This window comes from Allofrancisella heilbronnii, from assembly GCF_000710735.2.
Classification (GTDB): domain Bacteria; phylum Pseudomonadota; class Gammaproteobacteria; order Francisellales; family Francisellaceae; genus Francisella; species Francisella frigidaquae.
In genome coordinates, this window is the sequence record NZ_CP144673.1 from 1,530,476 (window position 1) to 1,548,702 (window position 18,227).

Genomic DNA, 18,227 nt, shown 5'->3' on the forward strand with positions numbered 1-18,227 from the left:
TAGCTCCTATTAGTCTTCTTTTGCTTCTGTAGTTTCTTCAGTCTTTGCTGCTATAGCTCTATCTAAACCTTGAGCGTCGATAATAGCATCGGCAAACTTACTCATATAAAAAGATATTGATTTAACCGCATCATCATTACCTGGAATAATGTAGTCAATACCTTCTGGATTAGAGTTTGTATCTACTACAGCTACAACCTTGATACCTAACTTTTTAGCTTCTTGGATAGCAATGTGCTCCTTATTACTATCGATAACCACGATAGCATCAGGAATACCACCCATTTCTTTGATACCACCAAGGACTTTCTCTAACTTTTCGATAGTTCTTAAGTTCTGTAACATTTCTTTTTTAGTTAAAGATTCTAAAGTACCATCTTCTCTCATTTTTTCTAACTGAGCTAACCTTTTGATAGATTGTCTAACAGTTTTATAGTTAGTAAGCATCCCGCCTAACCATCTATGACTTACATATGGCATACCACATCTTTTAGCTTCAGCTTCAACTATTGATTGCGCTTGTCTTTTAGTACCAACAAAAAGTACTTTACCGCCATTAGCTACTGTTTTACCAACAAAATTTACAGCGTCTTGAAAAAGTGGAACTGTTTTTTCTAAGTTGATAATATGAACCCCATGATTAATACCGAAAATATATTCGTTCATTTGCGGGTTCCAGAAAGCTTTTTTGTGTCCAAAATGCACACCAGCTGATAACATATCTTTCATTAATGACATTTGTTTTTCCTCTTTTGGGTTATTATCTAGCATCTAAACTATTTCAAATATCCTAAGACACCCCTTGAAATAGGCTATAATTTAACAGATGCTTGATTTATTAAATTAAATACATACCTGCTTAAAAATACATTCAAGCTCGCCTATCATATCACAACTTAACTAAAAATTACAAAGCTATTTGGCTATTTAATTATTGTGTAAAATGCTACAATACCAAACATATTTTTAAAAAAACTTGAGATCCAAAATGATTTCTCTAATTGTTGCTTACGATAAAAACTTTGGAATCGGTAAAAAAAACTCTTTGGCTTGGAAGCTTTCTGAAGATTTAAAGAATTTTAAAAAAATAACCGAGAATAACTATATTGTAATGGGAAGAAAAACTTTTGAGTCTATCGGGAGACCCCTACCAAATCGTAAGAATATAATTTTAACTAGAGATAAAAACTACAAGCAAGATAACTGCTTAATTATTCATAGCGTAGAAGAAATAATCAATTTCTCACAAGCTAAACCTCATTATGAAATATTTATAATTGGTGGCGCTCAAATATATAAAGAATTTATAAATCTAGCTAATAGATTGTATATCACTGAAGTTGATACACAGATTAAAGATCTTGATGCATTTTTCCCCAAGTGGGATGAATCAAAATATAAACGCATGGGTCAAAAACAATATCTGAAAGATGATAAAAATGAGTTTGATTTTACATTTAATGTGTTTGAAAAAAATATAGCCGATTAAAAAAACTCCTCCAGTATAAACCTAAAAAACACTATTTAATTATAAGCTTCTATTAGCTATACTCATTTTTACTTTTATTTTTATAAGAAAAACTATCTTATATGTATAACAAAGAATTTCAAACAACCGCTTATATCTCATTAATATATAGTTTCAGAATGATAGGGCTATTTATAATATTCCCCATATTTAGCCTGTATATTGACGATCTACAATATGCCACCCCTTTTCTAATAGGCTTAGCACTGGGTATATATGGGCTAACGCAAGCTATGCTACAAATTATTCTAAGTATATTATCTGACCGCTTTGGTCGCAAACCTATAATAGTGTTTGGATTAATACTTTTAATTATAGGAAGTATCATAGCGGCTTGTTCAACTAATGTTTATGGAATTATAATAGGTAGAGCTATTCAAGGAGCTGGAGCAATTGGCAGCACACTTACAGCACTAGTTGCTGATACGACTAAAGAAGAAAATCGTCTTAAAGCAATGTCTATGATTGGGCTATCTATTGGATTTTCTTTTATAGTGGCAATGATGCTTAGCTCTATCTTAAATAGCATTATCGGATTATCAGGAATTTTTTGGCTAACTGCTATATTTGGTGTAGCTGGAATATTTATGCTAACCAAAATTCCAACTCCTAAAACTCCTAGTTTCCACCATGAAGCTAAGACAGTGTTTAGACTAATCAAAGATGTAATCATTCACCAAGAACTGTTACGCCTTAACTACGGTATATTTAGTTTACACGCCATCTTAACAGCTCTTTTTATAATAATTCCAACTATCTTAACAAATATTTTACAAATCCCAACCAACTACCAATGGATAATATACTTGCCTGTTTTAATAGTATCATTTTTCATGATGTTCCCATTTGTTATGATCGCTGAAGTTAAACGTAAAATGAGGAAGTATTTTATATTAGCAATAGCTCTACTGGCAATATGTTTAACAAGTCTAGTGTTTGGATATAGTCAAACTCTTGTAGTAAGTACTATACTTATCTTCTTTTTTGCAGCTTTTACTTTCTTAGAATCATGCTTACCATCATTAGTATCTAAAATTGCCCCTGCTGGCAGTAAGGGCACTGCTATGGGGATTTTCTCCAGTTGCCAGTTTTTCGGCATTTTTATAGGAGGCACCCTAGGAGGAATTATTTTTCATCACTTTGAAATTCCAGGCGTATTAACATTTTGTATTCTATTAGCGCTTTCATGGTTAATAATTTCTCTAGCCATGGCTGAACCAACTTATTTAAACTCGAAGATTTACAAACTAAACTGCCATGTATCAGAAATTAAAAATAAATTAGAAAAATTTCTTCTTAGTCAAAAAGGTGTTTACGAGTCTATAGTTTGTTCAGATGAGGAAACAATTTATCTAAAAATAGATAAAAAAGAATTCAACGAAAACTTATTTATCCATAAAATACAAAGGGAATTTAATTGCCAGCCCATTAATCCATAATCACATCACACCGTGATCATAAGACTTATTTTCTTAAATTAAACTATACCAATTTGGTATACTCAAACCACTGCAAATAAAGGCTTTGAATAAGATTTATTTTTTGATTTTGTGAATTATTATGTTACAATTTGAGCATACTTTTTTAACCTGAGCTAGTGCTGGACTGTAACCATATACAAGCTTAGGTTTTAGGTTAGAAAAAGTGACTACAACCAAGCTAAGCCTATTTTTTCTTCCCCCAACTTTTAATAAAAAATCAATTTATTTGATTATCACTTCAATGACTAAGGAGAAAACAATATGTTACCAACGCTTATGTCTGTGGATCTTGCAAGATGGCAGTTTGGTCTAACGGCATCATTTCACTTCTTATTTGTACCTTTAACATTAGGTTTAACGTGGATTATATTCACAATGGAACTTATGTATGTAAGAACAGGCAAAGAAGTTTATAAAGACATGGTAAAGTTCTGGGGTAAATTACTCGGAATAAACTTTGCCTTAGGTATCATTACAGGACTTACTATGGAGTTTGAATTTGGTACTAACTGGTCTTACTACTCTCAATCCGTAGGTGATATTTTTGGTACACCTCTAGCTATCGAAGGGCTTGCTGCATTTATGCTTGAGTCGACTTTTGCTGGGTTGTTTTTCTTTGGCTGGGATAAGCTATCAAAAAGACAGCATTTATTAGCTACTTTTTGTATGGCTATAGGATCAAGCTTCTCAGCTCTTTTAATCTTAGTAGCAAACGGGTACATGCAACACCCTGTTGGTTCTGAGTTTGTAGCGTCAACTATGAGAATGGAAACTGTTAGTTTATTAGATGTATTTTTAAATCATACTGCTCAAACCAACTTTGGTCATGTAATGACTGCTGGTTATACTACTGCAGCAATGTTTGTTGTAGGAATTAGTGCATACTATATAATTAGAGGTCGCGATCTAGCTTTTGCTAAAAGATCTCTAGGTATAGGACTTGGCTTTGGCTTAGTGACATGTATCGTTGCGATACTTTTTGGTGATGCAAACGGTGTTGATGTTTTTAAAGTACAACCCTTAAAAATGGCTGCTATCGAAGCAGAATGGGAAACATCAAAGGCTCCTGCTGCATTTAATGCTGTAGCTTTACCAAGCCAAAAAGAACAAAAAAACAATTACGCTGTCGAAATTCCAGCTGTATTGGGATTGATAGCAACTCACTCTACAGATGTACAAATCCCTGGCGTTAAAGCAATATTATACGGGAAAATGACAGCTAATGGCTCTAGAGATCCAAACTTTGCTTACTACAGAAATATAAAAACTGGCATAACTGCTGGTGTTTCTCCGGAAGAAGCCGCTGCTAACCCAAGTATTTATGAAAAAGTCCCTTCTGCTTTAGTAATGATAAAACAAGGTGGTTTAGCTTATGCAGATCTTCTAAAATGGAGAGAATCTGGTCACAACGATGATAAACCAAACAGTAACTATAAATATTACAATAACCCTGAATATCAAAGATATATCGGTTTTGGTAAAATGTTAACACAAGCAGCTACAGAAAAATATGGTGTAGCTGATTCTACAACTATCGCTAAAGCTGCTAATGACTCAGAGCTAGTTAAATCAGTTGCTACAAACATGGTTCCTGACGTTGCTAGTGTTTTTTGGAGTTTCAGGGTAATGGTATTTATAGGGTTCTTTATGTTTGGGTTGATAATAGTTGGTCTAATCTTACTAATTAGAAACATTCTAACTAGCAACGCCTTTACTAGGTTTACTTTAAGGATTATGACATGGTCAATACCTCTACCATTTATAGCATGTTTAGCAGGATGGTATGTAACAGAACATGGACGCCAACCTTGGACAGTATACAATGAATTACCTACTAGTATTAGCTCATCTGCTTTAACTTCTATAGATATAGCAACATCTATGGCGATCTTCTTACTAATAGATACTGCTTTATTTGCTGTATTACTATTTTTAATGTTCAAATATGCCAAACTTGGCCCTAGTTCACTAGGAACTGGTAAATATCATTTTGAACAAAACAAACAAGATAAATAAGAAGAGGTAAATAAATGTTATTAGATATTTTACAAGTTATCTCTTGGCTAGTTGTAGGAGTTTTGATATTTTTAGTAGCTGCTACAGTTGGTTTTGATTTTGGTGTAGGAATTCTAGCTAAATTTGTAGGCAAAGATGACTATGAAAAAAGAGCTATTATAAACATTGTTGGTCCTACTTGGGATGGAAGCCAAGTTTGGTTTATCACAGCAGGAGGAGCAATTTTTGCAATATGGCCTCAAGTATATGCTACTAGCTTCTCTGGCTTGTACATTGCAATTTTAGTGGTGTTATGGGGATTATTCTTAAGACCGCCAGCTTTTGAATACAGAAAAAAAGTCAATAACCAAAAATGGAAAAATTTCTGGGACTGGATGCTAGTTTTAGGTAGTGTAATTCCAATTGTTGTAATGGGAGTTGCTATTGGTAATTTGTATCTAGGGTTTCCTATAGCTTATGATGACACAGCAAGATTAACTTATGGTACAATAGTGAATGGACAATACCAATCTATGTGGATTACGTTGATTCATCTATTATCACCTTTTGCTTTGTTATTTGGTGTATTTGCTTTAATCATGACTCTTATGCATGGTTCAGCTTACGCAAAATTAAGAACCGCGGGTACATTAAGAGATAGATTTAGAAAAGTAACCAACGTATCAGCTATGACTTATATAATAATATTTATAATAGCTGGTATCTGGATTACTTTTATCCCTGGTTATCAATATACCCCAAATGCAAACTTAGTAAATATGTCTGATGCTCTGCATCACCCTTTCACATCTGGTACTGTATCTACTAAAGATTCTTGGTATTATAATTTTAACCATGCACATATTTGGATGTGGTTTGCTCCGATATTAGCTATAGTTGGTGCCTTGCTTGTAATTAAATTTAACAAACAAGATAAAGATGGATTTGCGTTTCTAGCAAGTACGGCTTCTATATTAGGTGCTATATTAACTGTTGGATTTACACTATTCCCATTTATCATGGTATCTAATATTGGTGTGCATCAATATAGCTTAACAATCTGGAACGCTAGTAGTAGTCAAACTTCTTTAATAGGTATTTTGTGTGCTGCAGTGATAATCCTACCCATCATATTTAGCTATACATTCTTTGTGTATAAAAAAATATGGGCTAATGGTCGCAGAACAACTGCCGAAGAAATTAAAGCTAATTCTTTAGAAATGTACTAAATAAAGGAGAAAATATATGTATTATTTAGCATGGATAATATCAGCGTTTTTAGCAACTAGTGCTGGCTGCTACGTTGCTAGCAAGATAGATAAAAAAAGAGAAATAGAAAAATAATATTTTTTAACTCTTAAACTATTTCCCAAACACTTCCCACCTGCTTTATTCTCTTAAGACCACTAACAGTGGCTGTTACGTTAAAACTAGGGTGGTCTATTCCTAATTTCCCTCCACTTAATACTCCTTGTCTTGCTGTGACAGGCTGGAGTAAATTTGCCTGACGTGGCGCATAATGATTACTATGCATGAGCTTCATCGCTTGCATGAAAACATTATCATCAGCTCCAGACCCTTTAAAAGTATTAAAATAAGGAGAGGTGTTCGTAATACCATACCCTTTAAAGGTTCCTGCACCAAAAGTTTGATATTCTTTCTTAAAGTTAGTATCACCAGAAACTCTGACTATAATCCTTTCTTCATCGCAATAAACTGGTAAATTAAGCGTGGCAGGATTCCAGAAATTAGGATAGATAACACCTTTGCAAGACTGGCCATTCCTAATCTTTTGGCATACCTCATCCTTAATATGATAAAAAACTTTGTTAGGGTTATCCTTTAATTTATTTGGAATATGAGCGATCAATTCTATAAACACATATATTTTGTTTGGAAATAGTGTGTCTATGAACCTGGATTCTATAGCTATAAAACTAGTCTTAATATTATCAACCTGGGTTTCTATAATGTTATGTTTTGTCCAACCTTCACAATCTATACGTTCATAAGAGGTCATGCTTTGTCTACTATCACTATTTTTAATGGTAGCAAATTTGCTGAAAGTATATTCATTCATATTAGGCTTAACCTTGATTCTATCAGGAAGCAGATCTGGATTAGTCTCAATGAAAACAATATTTTCTGGGGTATTGTGACTGTGAAAAAGAGTATTCAGCAGGCTTTCAATACCAGCTAAATTTTTTTGTTCAATTAACACGGGTTTTGTAAGGCTACTATTAAATGGCATATTAACTCGCGGAGTTTCTAATCTCCTATTCTTAATATCTAATACACTAGAATCTTTTTTTTCAAATTTGCCCCAACTGCTATTAGCGAAGTTTGGAACTGCTTCAGTACTTACTACCCCTATTGAAACTTCACAATCTCTAGATTGAGGACTATTGCTTATAAGAGATTGGTCAAAAGAGTTGCCTAAGTGTTGGCGATTCCATGCCGTCATAGGACGACTTGTTATATTTATACCGTCATGTTCTTCTACAATACTATCTGTAGAATATTGCCTATGTAAATTTAATGTTTGTTGATGGGGTCTAGTAGCAAACTGGGAACTTTTAATTCCTGTTGTCATCTTTTTAGAAGGAAAATATTTATTAAGTGTTTTCTTATGAAAGGAAGCTTTATTTTTATTATTTCCATTACTTCTTGTTTCCACCATACAATACGTCCTCCGTTGTGATGTTATCTCATCAAATTAATAGTACAAATTAAGGATGCTTTTTCATAGAAGGTGAATTTGATAAGGTATAGATGGTTTTTGACATGTTAGTTTTAGAGTGAGTTAGCCATAAACTACACATTTTCTAATTATTAAAACTTACGCTATACGGCATAATTTTTAGTAAACTTGTTAAGACCGTTGAGTAAATAGTTTAATTTCACAGCTAGCCCTTGCTTATGAGCAATTTAGGAGAAATAGACCTCTTGCATAACTTGCTGAATTGGTTAACTTTTTATTTTTATTGGAATGGTGTTGATGAAATTTGAGCAGATTAAAGATGAGTCACCGGAAGGATTTCGTAGACTTACAGGTGTTAAACGCACTACTTTTACTGTCATGACAATGATATTAAATGAAGCGCAATTCCAACTAAAAGCACAAGGAGGCAAGCCGAATAAATTGTCTATAGAAGATAGGCTGCTTATGGCGCTGGAATATTTACGCGAATATAGAACATATTTTCATATTTCACGCAGCTATGGTCTAAGTGAAAGTGCTTGTTATCGTAATATACGCTGGGTTGAATATACTCTGATTAAAGATGGGCAATTCTCATTGCCTGGACGTAAGGCATTATTAAAAAGTGATGTTGACTATGAGGTTGTACTGATAGATGCAACTGAAACGCCCATTGAACGACCTAAAAAAAACAAAAAACCTTTTATTCTGGCAAAAAGAAGCGGCATACGTTAAAGACGCAAATTATCGTGGATAAGAAGAAAAAGGAAATTATTTGTACCAATTTTTGCAATGGCAAGAGGCATGACTTTAGATTATTTAAAGAATCTGGTGTTCATATCCACCCAGAGATAAAAAGCCTCACCGATACGGGCTATCAAGGCATACATAAGCTGCATCAGCATTCAGAATTGCCGAAGAAAAGAACAAGGAAGAACCCACCAACCAAAGATGACAAAAAGAAAAGCCGTGAACTGTCTAGTCAACGTGTAATATGTTTGATAAATCTGACACTAGTTTAGAAATAAATTCAGTCTCAAATTAATTGGTGACTGTCAGATCAAGTTTGAGCTACTACAAGTCAACGTGTTCTAAATGAGAATAGACCTCTTTCGAAACTCATTTATGTAACTCCAGGTTATAAATGCCAGCTATTAAATTGAATCTTAGTCCAAATCTTTTTCGTCTATTTTTATATTTATCAGATACGATTTTAAATCGTTTAATCATGCCAATGACATTTTCATTCAACACCCTTTGACTCGCAAGTTCTTGGTTTTTCTTTTTATCTTCTTTCGTTAAAAGATTTTTCTTACTCTTCTTTTTGGGCAACTCAGATTTGCTATGAAGCTTTTGTATGCCTTGATATCCAGTATCAGTAATGACTCTCTTTTCAGGATGGATATAGGTTTTGGATTCCTTAAACAACCTAAAATCGTGCCGCTTGCCGTTTGAAAATGCGGTGCATATCACTGCTTTAGTTTTCTTATCAACAACAACCTGAGCCTTTAAAGTATGCCTTCTCTTCTTGCCAGAGTAAAAATGCCTTTGCTTATTATTTCGATTCTTGATCCGCTGGTTATTTTTTACCCTTTTTTTGGGCGCTCGCATGGTGTTTCAGTTGCGTCTATGAGCACAACTTCATAGTCCATATCGCTTTTAAGCAAAGCTTTTCTTCCGGGCAAAGAGAAGTCCGGATGCTTGATTAATGTTTCTTCTATCCATTTAATCGCTTTATAGCAAGAACTTTCACTTATTCCATAACTTTGACTAACGTGAAAGTAGGTGCGATATTCCCTCATGTATTCCAAGGCCATTAATAGCTGGTTTTCTATGTTAAGCTTGTTCTTTCTACCTCCTTTTGCTTTTTTCTTCTTATCTGCTTCATCTAAGATTTTTACCATCTTCTCAAACGTACTTCGCTTGACTCCTGTTAATCTTCTGAATTGTTCCTCTGATAAAAACTTCTCTTGTGCGTATTTCAATACAAAACCATAATATTAGCTTTCTCTGAAACCCAGTATAAACTTTATATTATAGTTTCGAAAGAGGTCTAATGTGATTGGCATGGTTAAGCGATTTAAAATTATTGCCGATCGTTATAGAAACAGAAGAAAACGATTTGGTTTAAGGTTTAATTTGATAGCTGGAATTTATAATTTCGAGATCTAAATGGGTTATGCAAGAGGTCTAATGTAGATACACAGCAGTTTATGTTAGATTCATTATCAGTAAAAGCACATGCTTGTGCTAGTGGTTATGAGATTAATGGCAATAAAACTCATGCTTTAGGTAGGAGTGTTGGAGGCTTTACTACTAAGATACATGCTCTTACAGATGCTTTAGGAAATCCAGTTAGATTTATTCTAACTGCTGGTAATATACATGATATAGTTCCATCTCAAGAGCTTTTGCATGGTATTAAAGACTCTTATGTCATAGCTGATAAAGCATACTTCTCAGATGAAAATGTAAGGTTTCTCAAAGAAAATGGCAATACTGTTGTGATTCCTGCTAGAGAAAACTACACAAAAGATCATAGTGTTGACTGGCATATTTATAAAGAAAGGCATCTTATATAGAATTTCTTCTCTAAAATTAAGCATTTTAGAAGAGTTTTCTCCAGGTTTGACAAAACTTGCTCAGCTTTTTTAGGCTTTATTGCTTTAGCTAGTACATTTATTTGGAAAGTCCCTTTTTGTTCATGGAACCTAATTCTTTTTTATGCAAAGCACCTATCACATTAGTTCTTTTTTTATTACTAAAATCCTTAACTCCGTAGCATCTTTCTCCTTTAATAGACTAGCCATGGGTTCTTGGCATATCATATGCAAAACCGCTTTCATCACCATATACAATATTTCTACCCTCTAGAATATAATTCTCTAAGCAAGATTCAAAATTCTTTTGTTTAATAGGATCTGCTTTAGGGTGGCTATAAGTCTTTTTTTATATGTTATTTCTAACCTTTGTAAAGCATAGCATATACAGCTTTGACTTACTCCTAACCTTTGGGCTCTTTCATATTGGTAATCATCTGGATAAGCTCTTACATCATCAAGTAACTTTGCTTGTGTTAGTTTAATTTCAGGTCTAGATTTGGTAACCTTGGAGTTAATTTGTTTACTCCATAAGTATACTGAGTTTTTACCAATCTTAAATCTATCTGCTGTAGCCTGGTATGTTAAACCTTCCGACTTTTTTATCGATAATACTTTCTTACGAAAATCTAGTGAATAGGTCATTGGATCAAATACAAAACAATATAACTAAAATATAGTGATTTAGCTATATTGCTCTTAAGCAACTATATGAAATTAGAAATTCATGACTAACTTGCGTAAGGTGAGTTATTTATAGTTTTTTTTATGCGCCTTTATTTTACCAATATTACAGCAGCAGTAATTGCTGACTAATTGAATTGTATATTACTTCCAATGACTAACGCGGTTAAGCTCTTTCAATGAATCTGAAACCTCTACTTTAAAAAAATTTGATCTATTAAAAGAAAGCAAACTAATAAGTAATTGATAATCCTTTTTCAACTTAATGTGATTTGAATTATAATTCCTCGACCAGTCTAATAGTTTATTTTTCAAGTCTTTTCTCGATCCTTTTATACTTGACATTATAGAGCAAGCAATCTTTTGATCCGTATCTTCGATTTGTAAATATTGTGCTACAGCTTCCATATAAGAACCCTTTTGCAAGGCCAGGCATAACCAAGGCGCACCATTACTATCTTTTGGGACTAAGAGTACTTCTTTGTTTACCCCTGTTGCATTTTCAATGCCCTTAATGTATACCTTAACTGCTTCAACGTGACCTTTTTCCAAAGCCATAACTAGCCCTGGTATACCATCATTACGTTTTGCAGCTAAGAGTACGTCTTTATTGACCATAGGTGTATTATCGATACCATCAATATACGCTTTAACTGCTGCAGCATGACCTTTCTTTAAGGCCAGGTTTAATCCTGGTATACCATCATTACGTTTTGCAGCTAAAAGCATATTCTTATCGATCATAGGTATATTTCTAATACCATCTATATACGCTTTAACGGTTTCAGCATGACCCTCTTGCAAAGCCATGAATAACCCAGGCGTACTATACGTACTATCAATAGCTTCTGCAGCTAAAAGCATATCCTTATCGATCATAGGTATATTTCTAATACCATCGATATACACTTCAACAACTTTAGTGTAACCTTCTTGCAAAGCTATGAATAACCCAGGTGTATCATCCACATTTTTTGCCGCTAAAATCATATCTTTATCGTTTATAGACATGTTTTTAATACCTTCTATATACACCTTAACTGCTTCAGCATGGCCACCCTCCAAAGCCATGCTCAACCCAGGTGTACCATCACGATCTTTTGCAGCTAAAAGCATATCTTTATTGATCATAGGCATATTTCTAATACCATCGATATAAACTTTAACCACTGCAGCTTCACCATTTTCCAAAGCCAAAAGTAACCCAGGGGTGCCATCACGATTTTTTGCAGCTAAAAGCATATCCTTGTCGATCATAGGTATATTTCTAATACTATCAATATACGCTTGAACCGCTGCAGCGTGACCATTCTCCATAGCCAAAAGTAACCCAGGTGTACCATCACTATCTTTTGCAGCTAAAAGCATATCTTTATTGATCATAGGTGTATTTCTAATACCACTAATATACGCTTTAACTGCTGCAGCGTGACCATTCTCCAAAGCCAAAAGTAACCCAGGTGTACCATTACGATCTTTTGCAGCTAAAACTTTCTCTGTTTCCCAGTGACTAAGATTTAAAGATAAGGTCTGCCTAATATAATCAGTTATATTTTTTACATCATTATTATTTAAAGCCGAAAATAACAGATTAAAGTTATTATTTAGCTTTTGTTTATCTGTATAAGAATAAGAATAATGAATGTTAACTCTATATTTTACATTAGTTACACTATTTAAAATTGACGCATATGAACAGGGAGGATGTTTAACGTAAGAACCACCATCCCAAACAAAAAGTCCCGAATTACGATTTTCTGTACTACTGTGAACAAGATACGGAGCTAGATAAGTATCTAAATGATTACTGACAGTGTCAGATATAACTATATGATAATCTGAGGGTTTTGCTTGATTATTTTTTATATCATTATAACGAATTTTTTTATTATGGTCGAAACAGATTTCAAAAGAAAAATTCATTTTATTATCAATCGTCAAGGTATTACCATAATTCAAATTTAAAGGCATATAAATTGAATCAACTTGCGATTTTTTCTCATTCCAGAAGCTTCGTTTATTATACTTATATATATTTTTTTTATTATAAATGACATTCAAGGTATTAAATACGAAACTCATTTTCTTAATATTATTAACATCAAATTTACTATATTCATTTTTTATAAAATTTGTAGTATCTGAATTACTTACCCTATTAACCACATAAGTATTTTGTAAACTAGATTTTTTATCATCAAAGGCGTTTTTGTAAACCTGATAACGGTAGTTAGCTAGTGAATTTAACTGCGGATACTTATTTACTAAACGTGGCTTATGATGATAAAGTTCTTTCTCAACATCTTGTATTTGTTGTGAAATAGTTTCATCCTTATCTTTATCCTTTTTTTGGACCAAACTGGTGTGGAGATCTAGAAGATCATCGTAAGCGCTATTGACTGGTTTTTTACGAACGCATGTACCAGGAACTAGAATAACATATGATGGAATATTTGAAAGTCCTATAAGATATTTCTTGTACTCCTCCTTTGTAGAGCCAGAATGATCACTGTCTTTATAAGTTAAAAAATATTCAGGGCAAACTACTAAATGCCTTTGTCCTACTTTATGCTGCACCAGAGTATTAGCATAACTTTTTATTGTTTCGATTTGTGATTGAATATAACCGTCAGGAGATAAATTAGGTAAGTTCTTAGTAGATTCATGATCACCATAAATAATATGAACAACCATATCGCTATTGTTAATTGACATATAATCATTCCTTTTTAACTTTACTATTATTACATGAGATAATACAAATTAAAAATGCTATCTCATATACAGTTATTTTAACAAGTTATGATGATATTTTGACAAGTTAGAAACACATAATTAAATGAAAGGGCTCAAACGTTATTCTATAGCTTATTCTCCAACTCTTCTCTGGGTTTTTTTATACTTAACATTATAGAGCATGCAATCTTTTGATCTATATCTTAGGTTTGTAAATATTATGCCATAGTTTCTTATATAAAATCAGATTCAATCAAATTTTAACATCACATCACTCAAGTATAACATATCACTGTGTTTTGCGGCTAAAAGCATATCTTTATTGATCCCAGGTATATTCTCAATACCTTTAGTATACGCTTTAGCAGTTTCAATATGACCTTCTTGCAAGGCCATAAATAACCCTGGTATACCGTCATTATTTTTTGCAGCTAAAAGTATGTCTTTGTTGATTCCCCGTATATTTTTAATACCCTCAATATACGCTTTAACAGTTTCAGTATGACCTTCTTGCAAGGCCATGAATAAGCCTGGGATGCCGTCACTGCGTTTTGCCGCTAAAAGTATGTCTTTATCGATCAGAGATATATTTTTAATACCTTCAATGTACACTTTAACCACTTCAGCATAACCATCTTGCAAAGCCATATATAGCCCAGGCGTGCCATCATTACTTTTTGCCGCCAAAAGTATGTCTTTATTGATCATAGGTATATTTCTAATACCTTCAATATACGCTTTAACAGTTTCAGTATGACCTTCTTGCAAAGCCATGTACAACCCAGGTGTGCCAGCACTATCTTTTGCTGCTAAGATTTTCTCTTTTTCCCAATGACTAAGGTTTACAGATAAGATCTGCTTAATGTAATTGGTTACGGCATTGGCATCATTATTATTTAAGGCTGAAAACAACAAGTTAACATTATTATTATTATTTAGATTTTGTTTGTCCGTATAAGAATAAGAATAATGGATATTTACTTTATATTGTGTGCTAGTTATGTTGTTTGAAATTGATGCATATGAACAAGGATAATGTTTAACATAAGAGCTATTATTCCAAACAAAAAGTCCTGAATTACGCTTATCTGTGCTACTATGGACAAGATACGGTGCTAAGTAGGTATCTAAATAAGTACTAATAGTGTCAGATAGGATGATATGATAATCTGAAGGTTTTGCCTGATTGTTTTTTATATCATTGTATCGAATTTTTAATTTGTGATCGTAACATATTTCAAAAGAAAAATTTATCTTATCAACCCATAAGATATGATTATAGTTAAAATTAAAAGGCATATAGATTGAATCAGCTTGCGATTTTTTTTCGTTCCAGAAACTTCGTTTATTATACTTATATACATTCTTGTTATTATAAATAACATTCAAAGTATTAAATACGAAATTCATTTGCTTAATATTATTGACGCCAAATTTGCTATACTCATTTTTGATGAAATTTGTAGTATCTAAACTACTCACCTCACTAACAACATAAGTGTCCTGGAAGTTGTCCTTTTTATCCTCAAAAGCTTTTTTGTACACTTGATAACGGTAGTTGGCTAATGAATTTAATTGTGGATATTTATTTACTAAACGTGGCTTGTGACTATAAAGCTTCCTCTCGACGTCTTTTATTTGCTGTGAAATAGTGTCGTTATTTTTATCCTTTTTTTGAGCCAAACTGGTGTGAAGGTCTAGAAGATCATCGTAAGTACTGTTGATAGATTTTTTACGAATACATGTACCAGGCACTAAAACCACATATGGAGGGATATTTGAAAGTCTTGTAAGGTATTTCTTGTACTCTTCCTTTGTGGAGCCAGGATGCTCCCTGTCTTTATAAGTTAAAAAATATTCAGGACAGACAACCAGATGCCTTTGACCTGTTTTATACTGTACCAGAGTATTGACATAACTTTTTATTGTATCGATTTGTGATTGGATGTAATCGTCAGGAGATAAATTAGCTAAGCTCTTAGTGGATATATGGTCGCCATGAATAATATGAACAACCATATCGCTATTATTTATTGACATAAGAGATTCCTCTTTTTTTACTTTATTATTACAAATGAGTGATTTATATAAACACGTTTTTGTTTTTCTAAGCTGATTCTACAATAGAGTATATAGTTCACCTAATACTGGAAATAGCTCAAATACTATTTTAATTAGCCAACACTCTTGTTACGTGATAAACACCATATAATAGTTATTGAGCATACATGACTTCTTCTTAATTTAAGCTCCCCGGGAGCTCTTATTTATTACTTGTTTATTGCATTTTCGCCAGATTATATCAAACTTTAATTTTGAAAGTATGGTAAATGATAAAATAAGGGTTAAAAATACCAATTCATGTATATTTTTTAATAAGCATCTATGATTTTTTTGATGTGTTAGAATCATGAGACCATTGTTACTCATTTTATATTGTTAAAGAATATTATCCCATAGAGATAGACTTATTTACTCACCTTACGCAAGTTAGTCATGAATTTCTAATTTCATATAGTTGCTTAAGAGCAATAGCATTAGATCTAACCAAGAGCTTATATTTCAGAGCGAAGTGGTTTAGTGAAGTTTTTATCTTGAGCATTTCTAGTTTACAAAAAGCCACTAATGAGCAAAAAATATGATTTCTTTGAGTTTTCTCAACTTTAGTTGGCGAGGCTGATAAAGAAGTATTTTGCTTAATTGATTTATGATAAACCTCTATTTGCCATCTTTTTTGATAGTCATGATATAACTGATTAGAATCTATTTCTAAATCATTTGTTACAAGATATAAAATTCCTTTTGTACCGTTCTCGTTTATGAAAATCTTTTTTGTTAAAAGTACAGGAAAATTCATATCTTTAAGCCATATCTTTAAAGATTCTCCATCAGCAATATCAAGTTCAGAGAGCTTAATAAAATCCTTACTCTTTCTAGCATAATCACTCAAGGCAACAACTCTATTTGACTTCATACCAAGTATGAATTTCTTCGATAATGTGTGATGTATGTAATTCATATTATCTTTAGAGCAAAACCAGCTATCTGCCAAAATATATTTAAACTTAACATGATTAATAACTGCTCGATTTATCATGTTTTGAAACATTTGGTTTTTAGTAACTTTAGATCTTCTTTTATACCGTTTATCTTTTTCATCATAATATCGCTCATCCTTTTTCACTATCTCATAGTCTATTGGAATAGATAAATTTGATGTACTAAGCATACATGAGACTATATTAATACCCTTTACATGAACACCTTTAGCATGAGAGTGATGCCAACAGACTATATCATTCTCATCTGTACTTGGCTTTTCACTAATTGTATCATCCAAACAAAGAACATCGTATTCGCTATTATGTTTTCTAACTAAAGGCTTTATATATTTCCAAAATTCTAAGCTTGTTAAATCTGACTTACTTAAAAACCTTGTTATTTTGTCATGTGATACTTCTTGATCTAATATATCTGATAATTTTGTAGCCGTAGCATACTTAGTTTGGCTTATAAGATAATCTGTGTATATGTCTAGTAAATCCTTGTCCATCTCTTAAAAAACAGAATTTTTTCCTATGTCCAGTATTCTAAATATCTTTTTAAAATTTACAATCTTTTGCGTAAGGTGAGTTATTTAAAAATGTTAACTCATATCACTATATTACCAAGATTGTTGGTTTAATGGCTATTTACAAAAACTCAAGGGCTGAGCAGAGTAGAAGCTTAGTATTTACAGCGTTTTAGCAAACCCATTTCGACAAGCTATATGGATATCTGCGGTTAAACCGACCGTCTTTTATCTGATAAATTTGTTTTTATTTTTGAATTATTATTGGGTATGGACATTGACCAGTTTTAATATAAGTAGGAATAATTTCATCTATATTTTGAGTAATTTGGTTTCTAACATCAATATAAAATTCTTTATTTTGCCCATATGCGTCAGGTATATCTCCATCTGCTCCTGTGGCACATCCAATTAGCGTATATATTTTTGCCTTTAATTGATCTTTATCATTACACATTGCAATCCACTGATCCTTATTAAAGCTTCTATTTGAATAATTTAAGTTAAAATCAGAACACTCCCTATCAATAGTATTCTTTAGTCTATCGCTATATTTAGTACCCATCGTAAGAACAATATTTGCCTTATAAATATCAGTAAGTGCAATTGGTGTGGCGCGATGTAAACTAATTTCTTTTTTCGTTGCGTCATTATTTTTAAGTATAAGCTCTTCAGCATAAGGTTCTGTTGTTACTTCATCATTAGGGTCAATTCCGGATCCTCTTGAAAAAGTATCAAGATCCTTATATGTATGTTTTGTATACCACTCAGCCATAACACTACGACCAGTGTTCCCTCCACAAACGAAAAGAATAGTATCTTTATTGATACTATTTGCATAAATATTTGGCGATAAAATTGCTAAGGCTCCAGTCAGAGTAATTAAACACTTTTTCATCGTTTTACCTAATAAATTATTTGCTAATACAAT

13 protein-coding genes and 3 pseudogenes are annotated in these 18,227 nt (G+C 32.7%); 8 read left to right on the top strand and 8 right to left on the bottom strand.

Annotated features, from left to right (window positions below; translation table 11 throughout):
• Positions 1–9: 9 nt before the first annotated feature.
• Positions 10–738: a 30S ribosomal protein S2 gene (gene rpsB, locus FRA_RS07210; RefSeq protein ID WP_035720327.1), complete on the bottom strand. Its 729-nt coding sequence runs from the start codon at positions 736–738 to the stop codon at positions 10–12.
• 250 nt (positions 739–988) lie between these two features.
• On the opposite strand from rpsB, the gene FRA_RS07215 reads away from it, so the two are divergent.
• The 5 genes from FRA_RS07215 (at position 989) to FRA_RS07235 (ending at position 6,348) form a co-directional block, all read left to right on the top strand.
• Positions 989–1,489: a dihydrofolate reductase gene (locus FRA_RS07215; RefSeq protein ID WP_035720312.1), complete on the top strand. Its 501-nt coding sequence runs from the start codon at positions 989–991 to the stop codon at positions 1,487–1,489.
• Positions 1,490–1,590: 101 nt separating this feature from the next.
• Positions 1,591–2,967 carry an MFS transporter gene (locus FRA_RS07220; RefSeq protein ID WP_035720313.1) on the top strand — a complete coding sequence of 459 codons (1,377 nt, stop codon included), beginning with the start codon at positions 1,591–1,593 and terminating at the stop codon, positions 2,965–2,967.
• Between the two features lie 303 nt (positions 2,968–3,270).
• Positions 3,271–5,025: a cytochrome ubiquinol oxidase subunit I gene (locus FRA_RS07225; RefSeq protein WP_035720314.1), complete on the top strand. Its 1,755-nt coding sequence runs from the start codon at positions 3,271–3,273 to the stop codon at positions 5,023–5,025.
• Positions 5,026–5,039: 14 nt separating this feature from the next.
• A complete protein-coding gene (cydB, locus tag FRA_RS07230; RefSeq protein WP_035720315.1) occupies positions 5,040–6,233 on the top strand; it encodes a cytochrome d ubiquinol oxidase subunit II in 1,194 nt (397 codons plus the stop codon).
• A 16-nt stretch (positions 6,234–6,249) separates the two neighbouring features.
• Positions 6,250–6,348 (top strand): cytochrome bd oxidase small subunit, CydX/CbdX family, encoded by a 99-nt coding sequence (locus FRA_RS07235; protein ID WP_081835929.1) that lies wholly within the window; start codon positions 6,250–6,252, stop codon positions 6,346–6,348.
• A 13-nt stretch (positions 6,349–6,361) separates the two neighbouring features.
• Here FRA_RS07235 and FRA_RS07240 read toward each other — a convergent pair whose 3' ends face one another.
• Positions 6,362–7,684 (bottom strand): hypothetical protein, encoded by a 1,323-nt coding sequence (locus FRA_RS07240; protein WP_035720320.1) that lies wholly within the window; start codon positions 7,682–7,684, stop codon positions 6,362–6,364.
• Between the two features lie 318 nt (positions 7,685–8,002).
• Between FRA_RS07240 and FRA_RS07245 the strand changes: the two are divergent.
• Positions 8,003–8,700, top strand: a pseudogene (locus tag FRA_RS07245) (IS5 family transposase); the annotation flags it as partial.
• A gap of 124 nt (positions 8,701–8,824) precedes the next feature.
• On the opposite strand, the pseudogene FRA_RS07250 reads toward FRA_RS07245, so the two are convergent.
• Positions 8,825–9,690: pseudogene (locus FRA_RS07250) on the bottom strand (IS5 family transposase).
• 70 nt (positions 9,691–9,760) lie between these two features.
• Between FRA_RS07250 and FRA_RS07255 the strand changes: the two are divergent.
• Both FRA_RS07255 and FRA_RS07260 read left to right on the top strand, forming a co-directional pair.
• A pseudogene (locus FRA_RS07255) lies at positions 9,761–9,877 on the top strand (IS5/IS1182 family transposase); the annotation flags it as partial.
• 41 nt (positions 9,878–9,918) lie between these two features.
• Positions 9,919–10,287 (top strand): transposase, encoded by a 369-nt coding sequence (locus tag FRA_RS07260; RefSeq protein ID WP_464110827.1) that lies wholly within the window; start codon positions 9,919–9,921, stop codon positions 10,285–10,287.
• A gap of 303 nt (positions 10,288–10,590) precedes the next feature.
• On the opposite strand, the gene FRA_RS07265 is transcribed toward FRA_RS07260, so the two are convergent.
• The 5 genes from FRA_RS07265 to FRA_RS07285 all read right to left on the bottom strand — a co-directional run bounded on the left by FRA_RS07265 (position 10,591) and on the right by FRA_RS07285 (position 18,194).
• Positions 10,591–10,950: an IS630 transposase-related protein gene (locus FRA_RS07265; RefSeq protein WP_035720331.1), complete on the bottom strand. Its 360-nt coding sequence runs from the start codon at positions 10,948–10,950 to the stop codon at positions 10,591–10,593.
• Positions 10,951–11,133: 183 nt separating this feature from the next.
• The gene (locus FRA_RS07270) at positions 11,134–13,704 is read right to left on the bottom strand and encodes an ankyrin repeat domain-containing protein (protein WP_051686776.1); all 2,571 of its coding nucleotides are present in this window, start codon (positions 13,702–13,704) and stop codon (positions 11,134–11,136) included.
• 270 nt (positions 13,705–13,974) lie between these two features.
• Positions 13,975–15,765 carry an ankyrin repeat domain-containing protein gene (locus tag FRA_RS07275; protein ID WP_051686777.1) on the bottom strand — a complete coding sequence of 597 codons (1,791 nt, stop codon included), beginning with the start codon at positions 15,763–15,765 and terminating at the stop codon, positions 13,975–13,977.
• 454 nt (positions 15,766–16,219) lie between these two features.
• A complete protein-coding gene (locus FRA_RS07280) occupies positions 16,220–17,278 on the bottom strand; it encodes an IS701 family transposase (RefSeq protein WP_464110826.1) in 1,059 nt (352 codons plus the stop codon).
• 265 nt (positions 17,279–17,543) lie between these two features.
• Positions 17,544–18,194, bottom strand: a complete 651-nt coding sequence (locus FRA_RS07285) for a low molecular weight phosphatase family protein (RefSeq protein ID WP_035720343.1) — start codon at positions 18,192–18,194, stop codon at positions 17,544–17,546.
• Positions 18,195–18,227: the final 33 nt, after the last annotated feature.

Coding starts and splice junctions, on each gene's coding strand:
- rpsB (WP_035720327.1), bottom strand. CDS start 738: ATGTCATTAATGAAAGATATGTTATCAGCTGGTGTGCATTTTGGACAC.
- FRA_RS07215 (WP_035720312.1), top strand. CDS start 989: ATGATTTCTCTAATTGTTGCTTACGATAAAAACTTTGGAATCGGTAAA.
- FRA_RS07220 (WP_035720313.1), top strand. CDS start 1,591: ATGTATAACAAAGAATTTCAAACAACCGCTTATATCTCATTAATATAT.
- FRA_RS07225 (WP_035720314.1), top strand. CDS start 3,271: ATGTTACCAACGCTTATGTCTGTGGATCTTGCAAGATGGCAGTTTGGT.
- cydB (WP_035720315.1), top strand. CDS start 5,040: ATGTTATTAGATATTTTACAAGTTATCTCTTGGCTAGTTGTAGGAGTT.
- FRA_RS07235 (WP_081835929.1), top strand. CDS start 6,250: ATGTATTATTTAGCATGGATAATATCAGCGTTTTTAGCAACTAGTGCT.
- FRA_RS07240 (WP_035720320.1), bottom strand. CDS start 7,684: ATGGTGGAAACAAGAAGTAATGGAAATAATAAAAATAAAGCTTCCTTT.
- FRA_RS07260 (WP_464110827.1), top strand. CDS start 9,919: ATGTTAGATTCATTATCAGTAAAAGCACATGCTTGTGCTAGTGGTTAT.
- FRA_RS07265 (WP_035720331.1), bottom strand. CDS start 10,950: ATGACCTATTCACTAGATTTTCGTAAGAAAGTATTATCGATAAAAAAG.
- FRA_RS07270 (WP_051686776.1), bottom strand. CDS start 13,704: ATGTCAATTAACAATAGCGATATGGTTGTTCATATTATTTATGGTGAT.
- FRA_RS07275 (WP_051686777.1), bottom strand. CDS start 15,765: ATGTCAATAAATAATAGCGATATGGTTGTTCATATTATTCATGGCGAC.
- FRA_RS07280 (WP_464110826.1), bottom strand. CDS start 17,278: ATGGACAAGGATTTACTAGACATATACACAGATTATCTTATAAGCCAA.
- FRA_RS07285 (WP_035720343.1), bottom strand. CDS start 18,194: ATGAAAAAGTGTTTAATTACTCTGACTGGAGCCTTAGCAATTTTATCG.